At 69.4% G+C, this 14,367-nt stretch carries 15 protein-coding genes and 1 pseudogene; 7 read left to right on the top strand and 9 right to left on the bottom strand.

From position 1 onward, the window contains the following. Positions 1-211 precede the first annotated feature (211 nt). The 5 genes and pseudogenes from FXO23_RS08945 (at position 212) to FXO23_RS08930 (ending at position 4,624) form a co-directional block, all read left to right on the top strand. Positions 212-637: a DUF485 domain-containing protein gene (locus FXO23_RS08945; RefSeq protein ID WP_158882782.1), complete on the top strand. Its 426-nt coding sequence runs from the start codon at positions 212-214 to the stop codon at positions 635-637. After that, positions 634-2,229 (top strand): solute symporter family protein, encoded by a 1,596-nt coding sequence (locus tag FXO23_RS08940; RefSeq protein ID WP_158882780.1) that lies wholly within the window; start codon positions 634-636, stop codon positions 2,227-2,229. Before FXO23_RS08945 ends, FXO23_RS08940 begins: the two co-directional genes overlap by 4 nt. Positions 2,230-2,241: 12 nt before the next feature. Next, positions 2,242-3,402 carry a type III PLP-dependent enzyme gene (locus FXO23_RS08935; protein WP_158882778.1) on the top strand — a complete coding sequence of 387 codons (1,161 nt, stop codon included), beginning with the start codon at positions 2,242-2,244 and terminating at the stop codon, positions 3,400-3,402. After that, positions 3,395-3,748: pseudogene (speD, locus tag FXO23_RS51485) on the top strand (adenosylmethionine decarboxylase); the annotation flags it as partial. The gene FXO23_RS08935 and the pseudogene speD, both read left to right, overlap by 8 nt. A gap of 6 nt (positions 3,749-3,754) precedes the next feature. Beyond that, a complete protein-coding gene (locus FXO23_RS08930; RefSeq protein ID WP_246257063.1) occupies positions 3,755-4,624 on the top strand; it encodes a spermidine synthase in 870 nt (289 codons plus the stop codon). Here FXO23_RS08930 and FXO23_RS08925 read toward each other — a convergent pair. The 8 genes from FXO23_RS08925 to FXO23_RS08895 form a co-directional block, all read right to left on the bottom strand. Then, entirely contained in the window at positions 4,606-5,730 is a 1,125-nt protein-coding gene (locus FXO23_RS08925; RefSeq protein ID WP_158882774.1) for an MAB_1171c family putative transporter, read from the bottom strand. The genes FXO23_RS08930 and FXO23_RS08925 overlap by 19 nt on opposite strands. A gap of 197 nt (positions 5,731-5,927) precedes the next feature. Then, positions 5,928-6,275, bottom strand: a complete 348-nt coding sequence (locus FXO23_RS08920) for a DUF3817 domain-containing protein (RefSeq protein WP_158882772.1) — start codon at positions 6,273-6,275, stop codon at positions 5,928-5,930. A gap of 16 nt (positions 6,276-6,291) precedes the next feature. Next, positions 6,292-6,708, bottom strand: a complete 417-nt coding sequence (locus tag FXO23_RS08915; RefSeq protein ID WP_425484852.1) for a hypothetical protein — start codon at positions 6,706-6,708, stop codon at positions 6,292-6,294. A 29-nt stretch (positions 6,709-6,737) separates the two neighbouring features. After that, a complete protein-coding gene (locus FXO23_RS08910; RefSeq protein ID WP_179956723.1) occupies positions 6,738-7,646 on the bottom strand; it encodes a lytic transglycosylase domain-containing protein in 909 nt (302 codons plus the stop codon). A 148-nt stretch (positions 7,647-7,794) separates the two neighbouring features. Next, positions 7,795-8,277, bottom strand: coding sequence for a helix-turn-helix transcriptional regulator (locus tag FXO23_RS08905; RefSeq protein ID WP_158882770.1), 483 nt, complete (start codon positions 8,275-8,277; stop codon positions 7,795-7,797). Positions 8,278-8,600: 323 nt separating this feature from the next. Continuing rightward, positions 8,601-8,768, bottom strand: coding sequence for a hypothetical protein (locus FXO23_RS50715; RefSeq protein WP_179956722.1), 168 nt, complete (start codon positions 8,766-8,768; stop codon positions 8,601-8,603). A 233-nt stretch (positions 8,769-9,001) separates the two neighbouring features. Then, a complete protein-coding gene (locus tag FXO23_RS08900) occupies positions 9,002-10,144 on the bottom strand; it encodes a CaiB/BaiF CoA transferase family protein (RefSeq protein WP_158882768.1) in 1,143 nt (380 codons plus the stop codon). A gap of 49 nt (positions 10,145-10,193) precedes the next feature. Next, the gene (locus FXO23_RS08895) at positions 10,194-11,342 is read right to left on the bottom strand and encodes an acyl-CoA dehydrogenase family protein (RefSeq protein WP_158882766.1); all 1,149 of its coding nucleotides are present in this window, start codon (positions 11,340-11,342) and stop codon (positions 10,194-10,196) included. A gap of 119 nt (positions 11,343-11,461) precedes the next feature. Between FXO23_RS08895 and FXO23_RS08890 the strand changes: the two genes are divergently transcribed. Next, positions 11,462-12,091, top strand: coding sequence for a TetR/AcrR family transcriptional regulator (locus tag FXO23_RS08890; protein WP_158882764.1), 630 nt, complete (start codon positions 11,462-11,464; stop codon positions 12,089-12,091). Between the two features lie 108 nt (positions 12,092-12,199). Here FXO23_RS08890 and FXO23_RS08885 read toward each other — a convergent pair whose 3' ends face one another. Beyond that, positions 12,200-12,604 carry a VOC family protein gene (locus FXO23_RS08885; RefSeq protein WP_158882762.1) on the bottom strand — a complete coding sequence of 135 codons (405 nt, stop codon included), beginning with the start codon at positions 12,602-12,604 and terminating at the stop codon, positions 12,200-12,202. 143 nt (positions 12,605-12,747) lie between these two features. Here FXO23_RS08885 and FXO23_RS08880 point away from each other — a divergent pair, with 143 nt between their 5' ends. Continuing rightward, positions 12,748-14,364 (top strand): succinic semialdehyde dehydrogenase, encoded by a 1,617-nt coding sequence (locus tag FXO23_RS08880; RefSeq protein ID WP_158882760.1) that lies wholly within the window; start codon positions 12,748-12,750, stop codon positions 14,362-14,364. Positions 14,365-14,367 lie beyond the last annotated feature (3 nt).

Below are 14,367 nucleotides of genomic sequence, written 5' to 3'. Positions count from 1 at the left end.
GACGCCGGTGCCGAAATGTCGATACCGGTCCGAATACGTTCACGGGCTGAGTTCACCGCCGGTCGAGGCGACTCGCCGTCGGCCGCTTTTCCCGTCGGCCGCGGACGTAGTTACGATGTGCGCCTCCAGGGTCCGCAAAGCGCGGCCGGCACCCCGAACGCCGGGCCGGGCCGCAGCGCCGCCACGGAATAAAAGCTTGCCGGAGGCATCAATGCAGAACGTCGCGCACTCGCCCGCGACCAGGAGTGCGGTCGAGGACACCGGCCAACTGCCGGTGATGTTCGGCCGCGCCACGGAGGCCGGGCCGGCCGCGGCCCCCGCCGCCGACGGTCCCGACTTCGAGCAAATCCAGCGCAGCGACCAGTTCAAGGCGCTGCGCAGCCGGTTGCGCCGCTTCGTCTTCCCGATGAGCCTGCTCTTCGTCGTCTGGTACATGACCTACGTCGTCCTCGCCGCCTACGCGCACGACTTCATGAGCACCCGGGTGTTCGGCGTCATCAACGTCGGAATGCTGCTCGGCCTGCTCCAGTTCGTCACGACAATCCTCATCATGGCCGCTTATCTTCGATACGCGAAACGCCACATCGATCCCCGGGTGGCGGAAATTCGCCGGCAGGCTGGAGTTCCCGAGAAATGACCATGGATTTGGCGGCCAAAGAAGTCGCGGCGAGTAGTCCGCTCGTCAACACGATCGTATTCTCGGTATTCGTCGCAATCACGTTGTACGTGGTGTACCGGGCGAGCAGCCGTAATCGCTCGACCGCGGACTACTACGCCGCGGGCAGCGCTTTCACCGGCCGCCAGAACGGCATCGCACTCTCCGGTGACTACCTTTCCGCGGCCTCGTTCCTCGGTATCGCCGGGGCCATCGCCATTCAGGGTTACGACGGTTTCCTCTATTCGATCGGATTCGGCGTCGCCTGGCTCATCGATCTGCTGCTGATCGCCGAACTCACCCGGAACACCGGCCGGTTCACCATGGGCGACGTGCTGAGTTTCCGAATGCGGAAACGCCGCGTCCGCGCCGCCGCGGCGACCTCGACGCTGGTCATCTCGTTCTTCTACATGCTCGCCCAGATGGCCGGCGCCGGTGGTCTGATCGCGTTGCTGCTCAACATCCACGGCGGGTTCGGCCAGGCACTGGTGATCGGCGTCGTCGGCCTGATCATGGTGCTGTACGTGCTGGTCGGCGGCATGAAGGGCACCACCTGGGTGCAGATCATCAAGGCCAGCATCCTGATCCTGTCCGTGGTGCTGATGACCGTCTTCCTGTTCGGCAAGTTCGGCTTCAGCTTCTCCAACCTGCTGTCCTCGGCCGCGGAGAACAGCCCGCTGGGCGACAAGCTGCTCGAGCCCGGCGCGCAATACGGCAAGAGCGATCTCACCAAACTCGATTTCGTCTCGCTCTCGGTCGCGCTCATTCTCGGCACCGCCGGACTGCCGCATGTGCTCATGCGGTTCTACACCGTGCCGAATTCGCAGGAGGCCCGCCGGTCGGTGGTCTGGGCGACCTGCTGCGTGCTGCTTTTCTACCTGTGCACGCTGGTCATCGGATTCGGCGCGGCGGCGCTGGTCGGGGCGGACGAGATCAAGGCCGCACCGGGCGGCGAGAACTCGGCGGCCCCGCTGCTCGCGCTGCACATCGGCGGGACGCTGCTGCTCGGCATCGTCGCCGCGGTGGCCTTCGCGACGATCCTCGCGGTCGTCGCCGGGCTGACCATGACCGCCTCGGCCTCGTTCGCGCACGACGTGTACGCGAACATCTTCAAGCGCGGCAAGGCGGATCCGGTCGACGAGGTGCGGGTCGCCCGGATCACCGCGGTCGTCGTCGGGATCGGGGCCATCGTCGGCGGCATCCTCGCGAACGGCCAGAACATCGCGTTCCTGGTGGCGCTGGCGTTCGCGGTCGCGGCCTCGGCGAACCTGTCCACCCTGCTCTACTCGCTGTTCTGGAAGCGGTTCAACACCACCGGGACGCTGTGGGGCATCTACGGCGGCCTGATCGCCTGCCTGGTGCTGGTCATCTTCTCGCCGGTGCTGTCCGGCGCCCCGGACTCGATCTTCAAGGGCGTGGACTTCCACTGGTTCCCGCTCAAGAACCCGGGCCTGGTGTCGATCCCGTTCTCGTTCCTGTGCGGTTTCATCGGCACCCTGGTGGGCCGGACGAAGGCCGATCCGCGCAAGCAGGCCGAGATGGAGGTCCGTTCGCTGACCGGGATCGGCTCGTGACAGCCTGGCGGAGTGACGTTTGATCGCATCCGGAGCTTTCTGACCGAGCACGCGCCGGCCACGCCGTGCCTGGTCGTCGACACCGACACGGTCGCGGCGCGCGTCCGGGAACTCGCCGAACGGTTCCCGGGCGCGCGCCTCTGCTACGCGGTCAAGGCCAACCCCGAACCCGCGGTGGTGCGCACCGTGCTGGCCGCGGGCGCGGGGTTCGACGTCGCCGGTCGCGCGGAGATCGAGCTGTGCCTGGCCGAGGGGGCTCGGCCGGAATCGCTGTCCTACGGCAACACGATCAAGAAACCGGCCGATATCGCGTTCGCGCACGCCCGGGGCGTGCGCGAGTTCGTCACCGACGCCGAGGACGATCTGCACCGGCTCGCGCGGTTCGCGCCCGGCGCGCAGGTCTGCGTCCGGCTGCTGGTCGACGGCCCGGCCTCGGTGACCCCGTTCGGCCGCAAGTTCGGCTGCGCGCCGCAGCTCGCGGTCGATCTGCTGCGCCGGGCCGCCGAACTGGGGCTGGATCCGGCCGGGGTGAGCTTCCACGTGGGCTCGCAACAGCTCGACCTCTCGGCGTGGGACAACGGCATCGCCGCCGCGGCCAAGGTGTTCGCCGAACTGGCGAGCCACGGCGTGCGGTTGCGCCGCCTCAACCTCGGCGGCGGCTTCGGCGTGCCCTACACCGGGCCCGCGCCGAGCCTGGCCGAGTACGCCGAGGCCGTCCACCGCTCGCTGCGGAGCCACTTCCCCGCCGGGCTGCCCGAGCTGGTGCTGGAACCGGGCCGGGCCGCGGTCGCCGAGGCGGGGCTGATCCGCACCGAGGTGGTGCTGGTGTCCCGCCGGTCGGCCGGCGACGAGCACCGCTGGGTGTACCTCGACATCGGCCGCTACAACGGGCTCGCGGAGACCGAGAACGAGGCGATCGCCTACCAGTTCGAACCGGTGACGCACCGCACCGGCGAGGACGGCCCGGTGATCATCGCGGGACCGACGTGCGATGGTGACGACGTGCTCTACCAACACACGCCCTACCGCCTGCCGCTCGAGCTGCGGACCGGCGACCGCCTGGACATCCTCAACGCGGGCGCCTACACCGCGAGCTATTCGTCGGTCTCGTTCAACGGCATCGAACCGCTGCGCACCTACTGCCTCGCCGACGGGAAACCGCTCGATGAGTGACCACATCGGGAAGTTCGCGGGGCGGCATGTGCTCGCCGAACTCGACGGCATCGAACCCGCGCTGCTGGACGACCGGGACTTCCTGCGCGAGGCGCTGGCCTCCGCGCTCCGCGCGGCGGGCGCCACGGTGACCGAGGTGGTGGCCCACCGCTTCGCGCCGCAGGGGGTCACGGTGCTCGCGCTGCTGACCGAATCGCATGCCTCGGTGCACACCTACCCGGAGATCGGCGCGATGTTCGTCGACGTGTTCACCTGCGGCGAACGGGCCGACCCCGAACACGCGGTGCGGCTGCTCGCCGAGGCCCTGCGCACCACGTCCGTGCGCACCTCGACCGTCCACCGTGGACACCAGCTGCCGCGCCGGATCAGCGAACCGCTGGGCGGCGGGTTGACCAGGGTATGGGACGTCTCGGAGGTGCTCTTCGAAGCGCACACCGGCTTCCAGTACGTGCTCATCGGCCGCACCGACCAGGGTGTGTCGCTGTTCTGCGACGACGAACGCCAGAGCACCGAGGCCAGCCAGCTCGTCTACCACGAGGCGGCGCTGGTCCCCGCGCTGGCGCTGGCCGACCGGGTGCGGCGGGTGCTGGTCATCGGCTCCAGCGAGGGCGTGCTGAGCCAGCTCGCCGTCCAGGCCGGGGCCGCACACGTCGATCATGTCGACATCGACGAAACCGCGGTCCGCGCCTGTGCCGAGCACCTTCCCTACGGTTACACCCCGGCCGAACTCGGCCGGGCGGAACGCGGCGACGGCCCGGTGCGGGTGCACTTCCGGGACGGCTGGGACTTCCTCGCCGAGGCCGTGGCCCGGGGTGACCGGTACGACGTGGTGGTGATCGACCTGCCGGACGAGAACACCGATCCGGCCGCCCAGCACAATCGCTTGTACGGCAAGGATTTCCTGCTCCGCTGCGCGGAAGTGCTGAGCCCCGGCGGCGTGGTGACCTGCCAGGCCGGATGCCCGGCGCTGTGGCGGAACGACACCCTGCGCACGGCGTACCGGCGCTTCACCGAAGCCTTCCCGACGGTCGTCTACTACGGCTCCGACGAGCAGGAATGGGCCTTCCTCTCCGCCCGCCCCGATCCCGTCGCGGATCCGGTCGACCGGATCCTCACCCACCTGCCCGGCCTCCCCCGCACCCCGGTCACCCTCGACGCCGAAGCCCTCCGCGCCGGAACCACCCCGCCCCGATCCGTCCGCACTCAGGCTGCGTCCCGGTAGACCTTGGCGACTTCGAGCAGGAACGCGATCTCGGTGGGCAGGTTCGCGCCGCCGAGGCTGGTCACGTTGAGCGGATGTGACCGGGCCGGCGCCCCGTCGAGCTTCGCCTGCCGGGCGAGGCGGAGCCAGTGCGCGGTGACCGCGGGTTCGGCGTGTTCCGGGCAGGAACCGACCGCGCGCCGGACGTCCAAGACCTGGTGCGGTTCCACGTAGTCGCGGAGGATCAGGATGGCGTCCCGGATTTCGATGACGATCCGGTACAGCGAGAGTCGCAGCGCCGTCGAGGACAGCAGCAGCGCCCGTCGCCGGGATATGGCCCGGGTCAGCGTGACATGGGGCACCGCTTCGGTGAGCTCGGACCAGATCGGCCACAGGCGCCAGAAGGACCGCAGGTCACGCAGCCGGCTGAGGGCCGCGAACACCAGCGGGATCGAGGTGGCCGCCGCGTACAGCAGGCCGCCGCAGCCGATCACGAGCGGGATGAGCGCGGGAACGAGCGCGAACCGGGCGAACAGGTGAATCGTGTAGCTGATCCAGAACGCTCCGAACAAGGCCGCCCCGATACCGAAGAGGCTGAGCGCGATCCGCAGGGACCGGCTCTCGCCTCGCCTGCTGTAGAGCAGGCACACGGTCATGCAGACCAGGTTCGCGCTGATGTTGGTGACCCCCGCCACCAGCCAGTAGGCGGGAGAAGGCGCCGGATAACCCGACGCGGGAATCTGGTGATGCAGGTGCTCCGGCGCCGTGATGTCGAGGATCGTCATGGTCACCAGAACCGCCGCCACCGTGCCGTACAGCAATCCCGCCCGCCGCCGGAACCCCACCGCGGTCATCGCGAAATCCACTATCGCGGCCGAAGCGACCACGCCGAACAGGTTGCCGGCCAGTGGCACCAGGTGGTTTTGCCCGAACAGGTCGAACAGGGCGGTCACCAGCACCTTGCTGCGGATGGTCATCGCGCTGGCGGCCATCGCGACCGCCACCCAGAGCCCGCGCTGGGCGGGTACCCGGATCGCGGCCGGTGCTCGGATCAGGGTTACGGTCCACATGCAGACGATCGCGACCGTCTGCAGCTCGAGGCCGACATTCGTCAGCTCGTCAAACATGCCGTCCGGCGCATACCGGTGCGCCGGAAAGCGCGCGCTGTCCGAGACCCGTTCAAACGCACGAGCGTCCCCCTCGTAGCAAGCCCCGCTTACCCGAAGAGCCTAAGGCGTCGACCAGCGGCGGCGACAGCGTTGCCGCCTCGGATATCACCAGATTGTTCGTGAACGGGACGGGCGGTTCGCACCGCCCTCACCCGTCAGAGCTTCTGCCCAGCCCGCACTCGCTGGGTGACCCAGCGCTCGACGACGAAGGACACGAACGGCACGCAACCGGCGAGCAGGACCAGCACGGTCTTCTTGATCGCGAAGCGCGCCTTGATCGCCAGGTCGATGGTGACCACGAGGTAGATCATGTAGAGCACGCCGTGGATGGGCGAGTAGATCGCCGACGGCTCCGGATTGTCGAAGCCGTACCGCAGCACCATCACGAAGCACAGCCCGAGCAGGCCGACGCCGGTCACATACGCGGCCACGCGGAAGCGCAGCAGCTGTCCGCTCAGGGCGGCGGCACCGGTCGATGCCGCGTCCTCGGTTCGGGTGCTCATGCTGGTTCGGGCCTTTCTAGCGGTTCTTCTGATCCCGAGCGTGCAGCTCGGCGAGATAGCGGTTGTACGCGGCGAGCTCGGCGTCCTCGTCGTCCAGGCCGTCCGGCTCGCTCGGGCGCACCGGACGGGGCTGATCCGGCCGGGGCGCCGGGACGTCGACGGGCGCGTGGCCCCATTCGGTCCGCGCGCTCGTCGTCTCCGCCTGGTCCTGGGCCTCGGCTTGGCGCCGGAGCCGGCGGATCCGCCAGAACATGAACGCGGGGAACAGCCCGAACAGCGGCCACTGCAGCACGTAACCGAGGTTCTGGAAGGTGCCGCTGGCCGATTCGAACCGTTCCCACTGCCACCAGGCCAGCCCGCAGCAGGCGAGCAGGCTCACCAGGCACACGAGGAAAATCGCGACCCGCTGGGGCATCTCGGACCGAACTGGCACGGTTCGACGCTAGCACTCGCTGGTCGGCCTCAGCCTCGGCCCTTCGCCGTCTGGGCGCCCTTGGCGTAGCCGTCGGCCAGGCCGAAAACCTTCTGCGCGTATTCGACCGAGTTGTTGTAGGACATGATCCCGGCCCACCAGCCCTGGGCGCTGGCCATGTCCCGGCCGCCCACGCACAGGTAACGGGCGGCGGCGACCGCCGCGTCGTCGATCTGCTGCGGGTCGCCGAGCCCGTCACCGTTGCCGTCGGAGTTGTACTTGGCCCAGGTGCTCGGGATGAACTGCATCGGCCCGACCGCCCGGTCATGCGTCGGGTCGCCGTCGAACCGGCCGCCGTCGGTGTCCGCGATCGTCTTCACCCCGGGCGAGCCGTCCAGCGGCACGCCGATGATCGGCTTCGACGGCCGGCCGTCCGCGCCCAGCACGGCGCCGCCGTACTGGCCGTGGTTGGACTCGATCCGGCCGATCCCGGCGAGGGTGGCCCAGGAGATCTTGCACGCGGGTTGGTTCGCCCGCATCGCCAGCTCGGCGTTGCCGTAGGCCACCAGCGCGCGGGCCGGGATGCCGGTCGCCGACGCCACCTTCCCGGCCCAGTCGGCGAGGAGTTCCTGTCCCGAGCGCCCCTTGGTCTGCTGGGGTGCGGTCGGCTGCTGGTTCAGCGTCGGATCACCGGCCAGGGTCGCGTTGACCGGGGCGACCGATCCCGGCTGCACCGGGGCCGCCTGCACCTGGAGGGCGGGGATCTCGGTCGTGGTCGGGCTGGCCTCCGGCGCAGTCGCCCGCGTCACCAGCCAGATCCCGCCACCGGCCACGGCCAGCACCGCGACCACGATGACCAGCCGTCCGAGCACCGCGACACCGGCACGCCTCGAGGACGGCCCGGCGGCCGGTTCGGGCGCACCCGCGATCTCTTCCTCAACCTCACGGGTACCGCGCAAGAACCCTGCCTCCAGCCTGACCAGCTCTGTGTTCACCGCGCCCGCTTGCCCCGGGCACTAGAGAAACAACGACCGCACGCAGGCTAGCGTTACGCCGACCGGCCGGGCGAGCGCGGCACGCCACCCGTCCGGATAGCGGGCAACCGGTTCAGCTGGCGCGCTGCTGGCGGGACAGCCGGGCCACGCACCACGCGGCCGCGCTGCCCCGGCGCAGGTGCTGCAGGACGGTCATCGGCCCGAGCCGACGGCCCAGGTCCGCGGGCGTCAGCCCGGCCGCCCGGTAGTCCAGGGCGCGCTGGTCGAGCGGGCTGATCCCGGCGTCCCACCACTTCTCGGCCTCGGTGACGTCACCGATCATCTGCCACCAGCCGGCGGCGGCGGTCAGCAGGTCGAGCGGCACATCGGGCAGCCGGCGACGCATCGCGTCCAGGTAACCGGGATCGGCCGAATCGACCGACGCCCAACCGGAGGCGCCGGTGCGCGCACGCTGGCCCGGAATTCCCGGTGCCTGCCGCGGGGCATCCGCGAGCCAGGCCGACGCGATCCGGTCGATCTCCTTCTCCTCCGGTGTCTGCTCACGCTCGGCAGCCCATTGGCGGATCAGCGCGTCCACTCCGGGATCTCCGGTCATCCCTGCCTCCTCGTACCCCGATAACGAAGTTTCATGACTGATGAGCCCTAGGTGATCCAGCGATTGACCAGTGCCTCCCGGCCCGCGATGTCAGGACCGGCTGGTCACGCAATGTGAGCACCGTAGGGCGGACCCCCGCCGTTCCGCCAGCCCCTCGGGCGGATGAATTCCACGACCAGCAGGTTAATCAGCGCAATCCACCCGGATGGTGGAGCGACAGTCCCACACCTAGAGATCTGTGACGCTGTGTGACGAAAGGGCGGGTGCGCACGACTCTGCCCGGCACCGCGTCGCGACGGTGCCGGGCGAGCTTCGGCGTGGGGTCAGTTGAACAGGCTGCGAACGAACGTCACGATGGCTTCCGCGCCATCCCGGAGCCACCCCAGGACGTTGTGCACGGCGTCGGCGGACTGCGTCGGCCGGGAGATCAGGAAGAACAGGACGAGTGCGATGACACCGACGATGAGGATCTTCTTGACGTTCGGCGACATAGCTCCATCCGTTCAGCTCTGGCGGACATCCGCATGTACCGCGGATCCGGCGGCAACGCTCACACGAACCATTCCCATCCTGCCTTGGATGACCCGTGTTCCGACAGACAATCACACAATCGGGTTGTCACGATGACTGCCTGTGTTCGGTGAGCGCGCCTCCACTCTAGGAGAAGGAGGCGCTCAACTCACCTGGACACGCGAGGCGGGCGCGAAGTGACTCACCGTGTCTGTCAGGCCACCGCTCCGGCGTCCCGCAACCGGTCGATCTCGGCGGCGTCGAAACCGAACTCGGTGAGCACGGAAACCGTGTCGGCGCCCTTCTCGTGCGGCGGCTCGGGCACCGCGGGCGGGGTGCGGTCGAATCGGGGCGCCGGCGCGGGCTGCACCACCCCGCCGACCTCGACGAACGTCCCGCGGGCCGCGTTGTGCGGATGCTCGGCGGCTTCCCACGGACTGAGCACCGGGGTCAGGCAGGCGTCCGTGCCCTCGGCCCGGGCCACCAGTTCGTCGCGGGTGTGCTTGCCGATGGCTTCGGTGAGGATTTCCCGCAGTTTGGGCCATTCGTCCTTGTTGAGGTGGAACGGCACCTCCTCCGGATCGAGCCCGAGCACCTTGACCAGATCGGTGAAGAACCGCAGCTCGATCGCCCCGACGGCGACGTACTTCCCGTCCGAAGTCTGGTAGGTGTCGTAGAAAGGCGCGCCGCCGTCGAGCATGTTCTCGCCGCGCTCGCCCGCCCACAGCCCGGAGGCCCGCAGGCCGTGCAGGTGGGTGGTCAGCAGGGCCGCGCCGTCGACCATCGAGGCGTCCACCACCTGCCCCTCACCGGACGAGGTGCGCTCGTACAGCGCCGCCAGCACGCCCATGGCCAGCAGCAGCCCGCCGCCGCCGAAATCGCCGATCAGGTTCAGCGGCGGCACCGGCCGCTCCCCCGCGCGGCCGACCGGCTCCAGGGCCCCGGCGATGCCGATGTAGTTGATGTCGTGCCCGGCGGCGGGCGCCAGCGGCCCGTCCTGGCCCCAGCCGGTCATCCGGCCGTACACCAGGCGCGGGTTGCGCGCGTGCACGTCCTCCGGGCCGAGGCCCATCCGCTCGGCCACCCCGGGCCGGAAACCCTCGATCAGGACGTCGGCCTTCTCGGCGAGTTTCAGCACCAGTTCGACGCCCTCGGCGGTCTTGGTGTTCACCCCGATCGTCCGGCGGCCCCGCATGAGCGGGTCCTGGGGAAATCCGAGCACGTCCTCGCCGGGTTTGGCGCGGTCCACCCGGATCACCTCGGCGCCGAGGTCGGCGAGGATCGTGCAGGCGAACGGCGCCGGAGCCAGCCCGGCGAGCTCGATGACCTTCAGCCCGCTCAACGGCCCAGGCTTCATCGGGTCTCCTTATTGTCTGGAAGGTGCGTCTGCGTCGGCGGGTTCGGATTCACAGCGTGCGGGAGATGATCTCCTTCATGATCTCGTTGGTCCCGCCGAAGATCCGCGAGATCCGGATGTCCGCCCACGCCCGCGCGATCGGGTACTCGGTCATGTAGCCGTAGCCGCCGAACAACTGCAGGCACTCGTCGACCACCTTGTTGACCCGGTCGGTGGTCCACCACTTCGCCATCGCCGCGCCCTGCACGTCGAGTTCGCCGCGCAGGTGCCGTTCGATGCACTGGTCCAGGAACGCCCGCGACACCGCGGCCTCGGTGGCCGCCTCGGCGAGCTTGAACTTGGTGTTCTGGAAGTTGAAGATCGGCTTGCCGAACGCGGTGCGGTCCTTGGTGTAGGCGATGGTCTGGTCGATCGCCGCCTCCATCCCGGCGACCGCGGTGACCGCGATGATCAGCCGTTCCTGCGGCAACTGCTGCATGAGCTGGATGAAGCCCTGGCCCTCCTGCTCGCCGAGCAGGTTCGCCGCGGGCACCCGGACGTCGTCGAAGAACAGCTCGGCGGTGTCCTGCCCCTTCAGCCCGACCTTGTCCAGCACGCGGCCGCGGCGGAAACCGGGCGTCGAGGTTTCGACCGCGATCAGCGAAACCCCCTGCGCCCCGGCGTCCGGATCGGTCTTCACCGCGACCACCACCAGGTCCGCGTGCACGCCGTTGGTGATGAACGTCTTCGCGCCGTTGATCACGTACTCGTCGCCCTGCCGGACCGCGCGGGTCTTGATGCTCTGCAGGTCCGAACCGGTGCCCGGCTCGGTCATCGCGACCGCGCCGACGAACTCACCGCTCGCGAACTTCGGCAGCCACTCCTTCTTCTTCTCCTCCGTGGCGTAGTGCAGCAGGTAGTGCGCCACGATCCCGCTGTGCACGGAGACGCCCCAGGCGCCGTCCCCGGAGCGGGCCTGCTCCTCGTACAGCACGGCCTCGTGCGCGAAGGTGCCGCCGCCACCGCCGTACTCCTCGGGAATGGACAGCGCGAGCAGCCCCACCTCGCCGGCCTTGGTCCAGAGCGCGCGGTCCACCTGCTTCTCGTGCGCCCAGCGCTCCTGGTTCGGGGTGAGCTCCTTCTGACAGAACGTCCGGGCGAGCTCGCGGAAGTCGTCCAAATCGGCACTCCACGAGCTCTTCTGGATTTGCAGCGGCACGGTGTGACCTCCCGATCACCAAGAGCGTCTAGAAAACATTCCACGCAGGATGTAAGTTCTGCCGGGAATGTACATCCGGACTGGATTGCACGTAAAGGCCGGAGATCCGGGAGGGCACTGTGACCGAGACGACAGGGGAATCCCGCCCGCAGGCCCATCGCACCCAGGCGCAGCGGCGGGAGCAGACCCGCACCGCGCTGCTGGACGCGACGATCGACTGCCTGGTCGAGATCGGCTACGCCCGCACCTCGGTCCAGGAGATCTGCGCGCGCGCCGGGGTCTCCAAGGGCGCCGTGCAGCACCACTTCTCGGACAAGGCCGAGCTCATGGCCACCGCGGTCGAGCATCTGACCAACAAGCTGAAGGGGCAGCTCGCCGAATCGCTCACCGAACTCCCCCGCGGGGCGAAGGGCGTGCCGGTCGCCATCGATCTGCTGTGGGAGGGCTACTCCGGCACGCTGTCCACCGCGGTCACCGAACTGTGGGTCGCCGCCCGGACCGATCCGGACCTGCGCGCGGCGATCCGCCCGGTCGATCGGGCCCTGGGCCGGTCGATCCTGCAGCACGTCACCACGGTCGCGGGCGAACTGCCCCGCGAGCGGGCGGAAACCCTGTTCTGGCTGACCGTGAACCTCACGCGCGGCCTCGCGCTGGACGCCGAACTCGGCGGGGATCCGGTGCGGCGCAAGCAATTGCTCGAGGAGTGGAAGCGCATCGCGACGGTGCTCTACGCGGAGGAGGCACCGTAGGAGGCGAACGGCGGGCCGGCCCGGCCCTCACACGGGTCGGCCCGCCACTACCCGGAAAGAGGTCGTGGCGGGCGATCCGTGACGTTTACGTACGAAAACATTTCGACTTCACGCGTCATCGGGCAAAAGTTTGGCGAACGACCAGTAGTTGCCGTCCAGATCGCGGGCGCCGAACTCCCGCTGGCCATAAGGCATATCGGTCGGCTCGTACTCGATGACCGCACCGAATGCCTTGGCCCGCTTGAAGACCGCGTCGACGTCGTCGACGTAGACCATCACCAGGGAGTGCAGCGTGCCGACCTCGCGCGCGGGTTCCATCTGCCCGGGATGCGGGCGCGCGAGGTAGACCGGGGAGTCGCCCAGCTCGGCCTGCGCGACGACCGGCTCGCCGTCCGGTCCGCGCGAGACCTCACCGCGGGCCATGCCGAACGCCTCGACCAGGAAGTCCTGGCTGGCGACCACGTCGGCGCAGAACAAGAACGGGGAAACACAGGGTGTCTTCGGTGGACGCATGCGCAAAACGGTACGAGCCGCGCCGTCCCGCCGCTTGGAAAAACCTGACCGGCTAACGTGAATGGATTTCGCTTTAGTTTCCGGATTCCCGTACCGGCGGTATGCTCTACTCGTCGGTAACGAGGCCGTAGGGACGGAGAGCCATGACCAGCACGACCCCTGCCAGCTCCACAGGTCAGCACGTCAGCACGCCGACCACGGTCGGCGGCGTCGTCGGCGCTCCCTCGGCCGCCCGCGCCGCTCAACTCGTCAAGCGGGTGGCGGGTGGCAAGGATTCGGCGCCGGTCGAGATGACCGCGCCCTATACCGGCCTCACCACGGCGACCCTGCCGCAGGCGACCGACGCCGACGCCCGCGCGGTCTTCGCGAAGGCGCGGGAGATCCAGCGGGAATGGGCGGCGCGCCCGGTCGCCGAACGGCAGCGGATCCTGATCCGGCTGCACGACCTCGTGCTGGAACGGCAGGAAGAGGCCCTCGACCTGGTGCAGCTCGAGGCGGGCAAGGCCCGGATCGACGCCTTCGACGAGGTGAGCGCGACCGCCCTGGTCGCCGCGTACTACGGCAAGCACAGCGCGAAGATCCTCGCCCCGAAGCGCACCGCGGGGGTGATCCCGGTGCTCACCAAGGCCGGGGAGATCCGGCATCCCAAGGGTGTGGTGGGGATCATCTCGCCGTGGAACTACCCGCTGGCGCTGACCGCGATGGACGTCCTGCCCGCGCTGGTCGCCGGGAACACGGTGGTCCAGAAGCCGGACAACCAGACCGCGCTGTCCGCGCTGTGGCTGCACGAACTCGCCGAGGAGGCCGGCTTCCCGGCCGGGGTCTGGCAGATCGTGCTCGGGCGCGGCTCGGTGATCGGCAACGCGCTCGTCGAGGAGTCCGACTACCTGTGCTTCACCGGGTCCACGCCGACCGGTAAGGGCCTGGCCGGGCAGGTGGCGCAGCGGCTCACCAGCTACTCGCTCGAGCTGGGCGGCAAGAACCCGATGGTGGTGCTGCCCGACGCGAACGTGGCCAAGACCGCGGCGGGCGCGGTGACCGCGTGCTTCTCCTCCGCGGGCCAGCTGTGCGTGTCGGTGGAACGGATCTACGTGCACGAGAGCATCCGGGAGGAGTTCACCCGCGCGTTCGTCGCGAAGACCGAGGCGCTGCGGCTGGGCGGCACCTTGGACTACGGCGCCGACATGGGCTCGCTGACCTCGACCAGCCAGCTGGAAACCGTGTCCGCGCACGTCGAGGACGCCCGCGCGAAGGGCGCCACCGTGCTGACCGGCGGCCGGGCGCGGCCCGACCTCGGCCCGCTGTTCTACGAGCCGACCGTGCTCACCGATGTTCCCGCCGAGGCGAAGCTGTTCGCCGAGGAGACGTTCGGGCCGGTGGTCGCGATCTACGGCTACACCGACCTCGACGACGCCGTCGAACGGGCCAACGACACGCCGTTCGGGCTGAACGCGAGCGTGTGGTCGCGGGACGGCAAGGCCGGCTGGGAGGTGGCTGCCCGGTTGAAAGCAGGCACGGTCAACGTGAACGAGGGCTACGCCGCGACGTTCGGCAGCGTCGGCGTGCCGATGGGCGGGATGAAGGAATCCGGCGTCGGCCGCCGCAACGGCGCCGAGGGCCTGCTGAAGTACACCGAGGCCCAGTCGATCGCCGTGCAGCGCGGGCTCAAGCTCCGCCCGTTCCGCGGGCTGCCGCCGAAGCTGTGGGCCAAGGCCATGACCGCCAGCATGCGCGTCCTCCGCCGCCTCCCCGGCCGCTGACCC

This window comes from Amycolatopsis anabasis (genome assembly GCF_009765355.1).
Lineage (GTDB): Bacteria > Actinomycetota > Actinomycetes > Mycobacteriales > Pseudonocardiaceae > Amycolatopsis > Amycolatopsis anabasis.
This window is presented reverse-complemented; position numbering and strand designations above follow the sequence as displayed.

Coding starts and splice junctions, on each gene's coding strand:
- FXO23_RS50715 (WP_179956722.1), bottom strand. CDS start 8,768: ATGTCGCCGAACGTCAAGAAGATCCTCATCGTCGGTGTCATCGCACTC.
- FXO23_RS08905 (WP_158882770.1), bottom strand. CDS start 8,277: ATGACCGGAGATCCCGGAGTGGACGCGCTGATCCGCCAATGGGCTGCC.
- FXO23_RS08880 (WP_158882760.1), top strand. CDS start 12,748: ATGACCAGCACGACCCCTGCCAGCTCCACAGGTCAGCACGTCAGCACG.
- FXO23_RS08945 (WP_158882782.1), top strand. CDS start 212: ATGCAGAACGTCGCGCACTCGCCCGCGACCAGGAGTGCGGTCGAGGAC.
- FXO23_RS08940 (WP_158882780.1), top strand. CDS start 634: ATGACCATGGATTTGGCGGCCAAAGAAGTCGCGGCGAGTAGTCCGCTC.
- FXO23_RS08925 (WP_158882774.1), bottom strand. CDS start 5,730: ATGTTTGACGAGCTGACGAATGTCGGCCTCGAGCTGCAGACGGTCGCG.
- FXO23_RS08885 (WP_158882762.1), bottom strand. CDS start 12,604: ATGCGTCCACCGAAGACACCCTGTGTTTCCCCGTTCTTGTTCTGCGCC.
- FXO23_RS08920 (WP_158882772.1), bottom strand. CDS start 6,275: ATGAGCACCCGAACCGAGGACGCGGCATCGACCGGTGCCGCCGCCCTG.
- FXO23_RS08900 (WP_158882768.1), bottom strand. CDS start 10,144: ATGAAGCCTGGGCCGTTGAGCGGGCTGAAGGTCATCGAGCTCGCCGGG.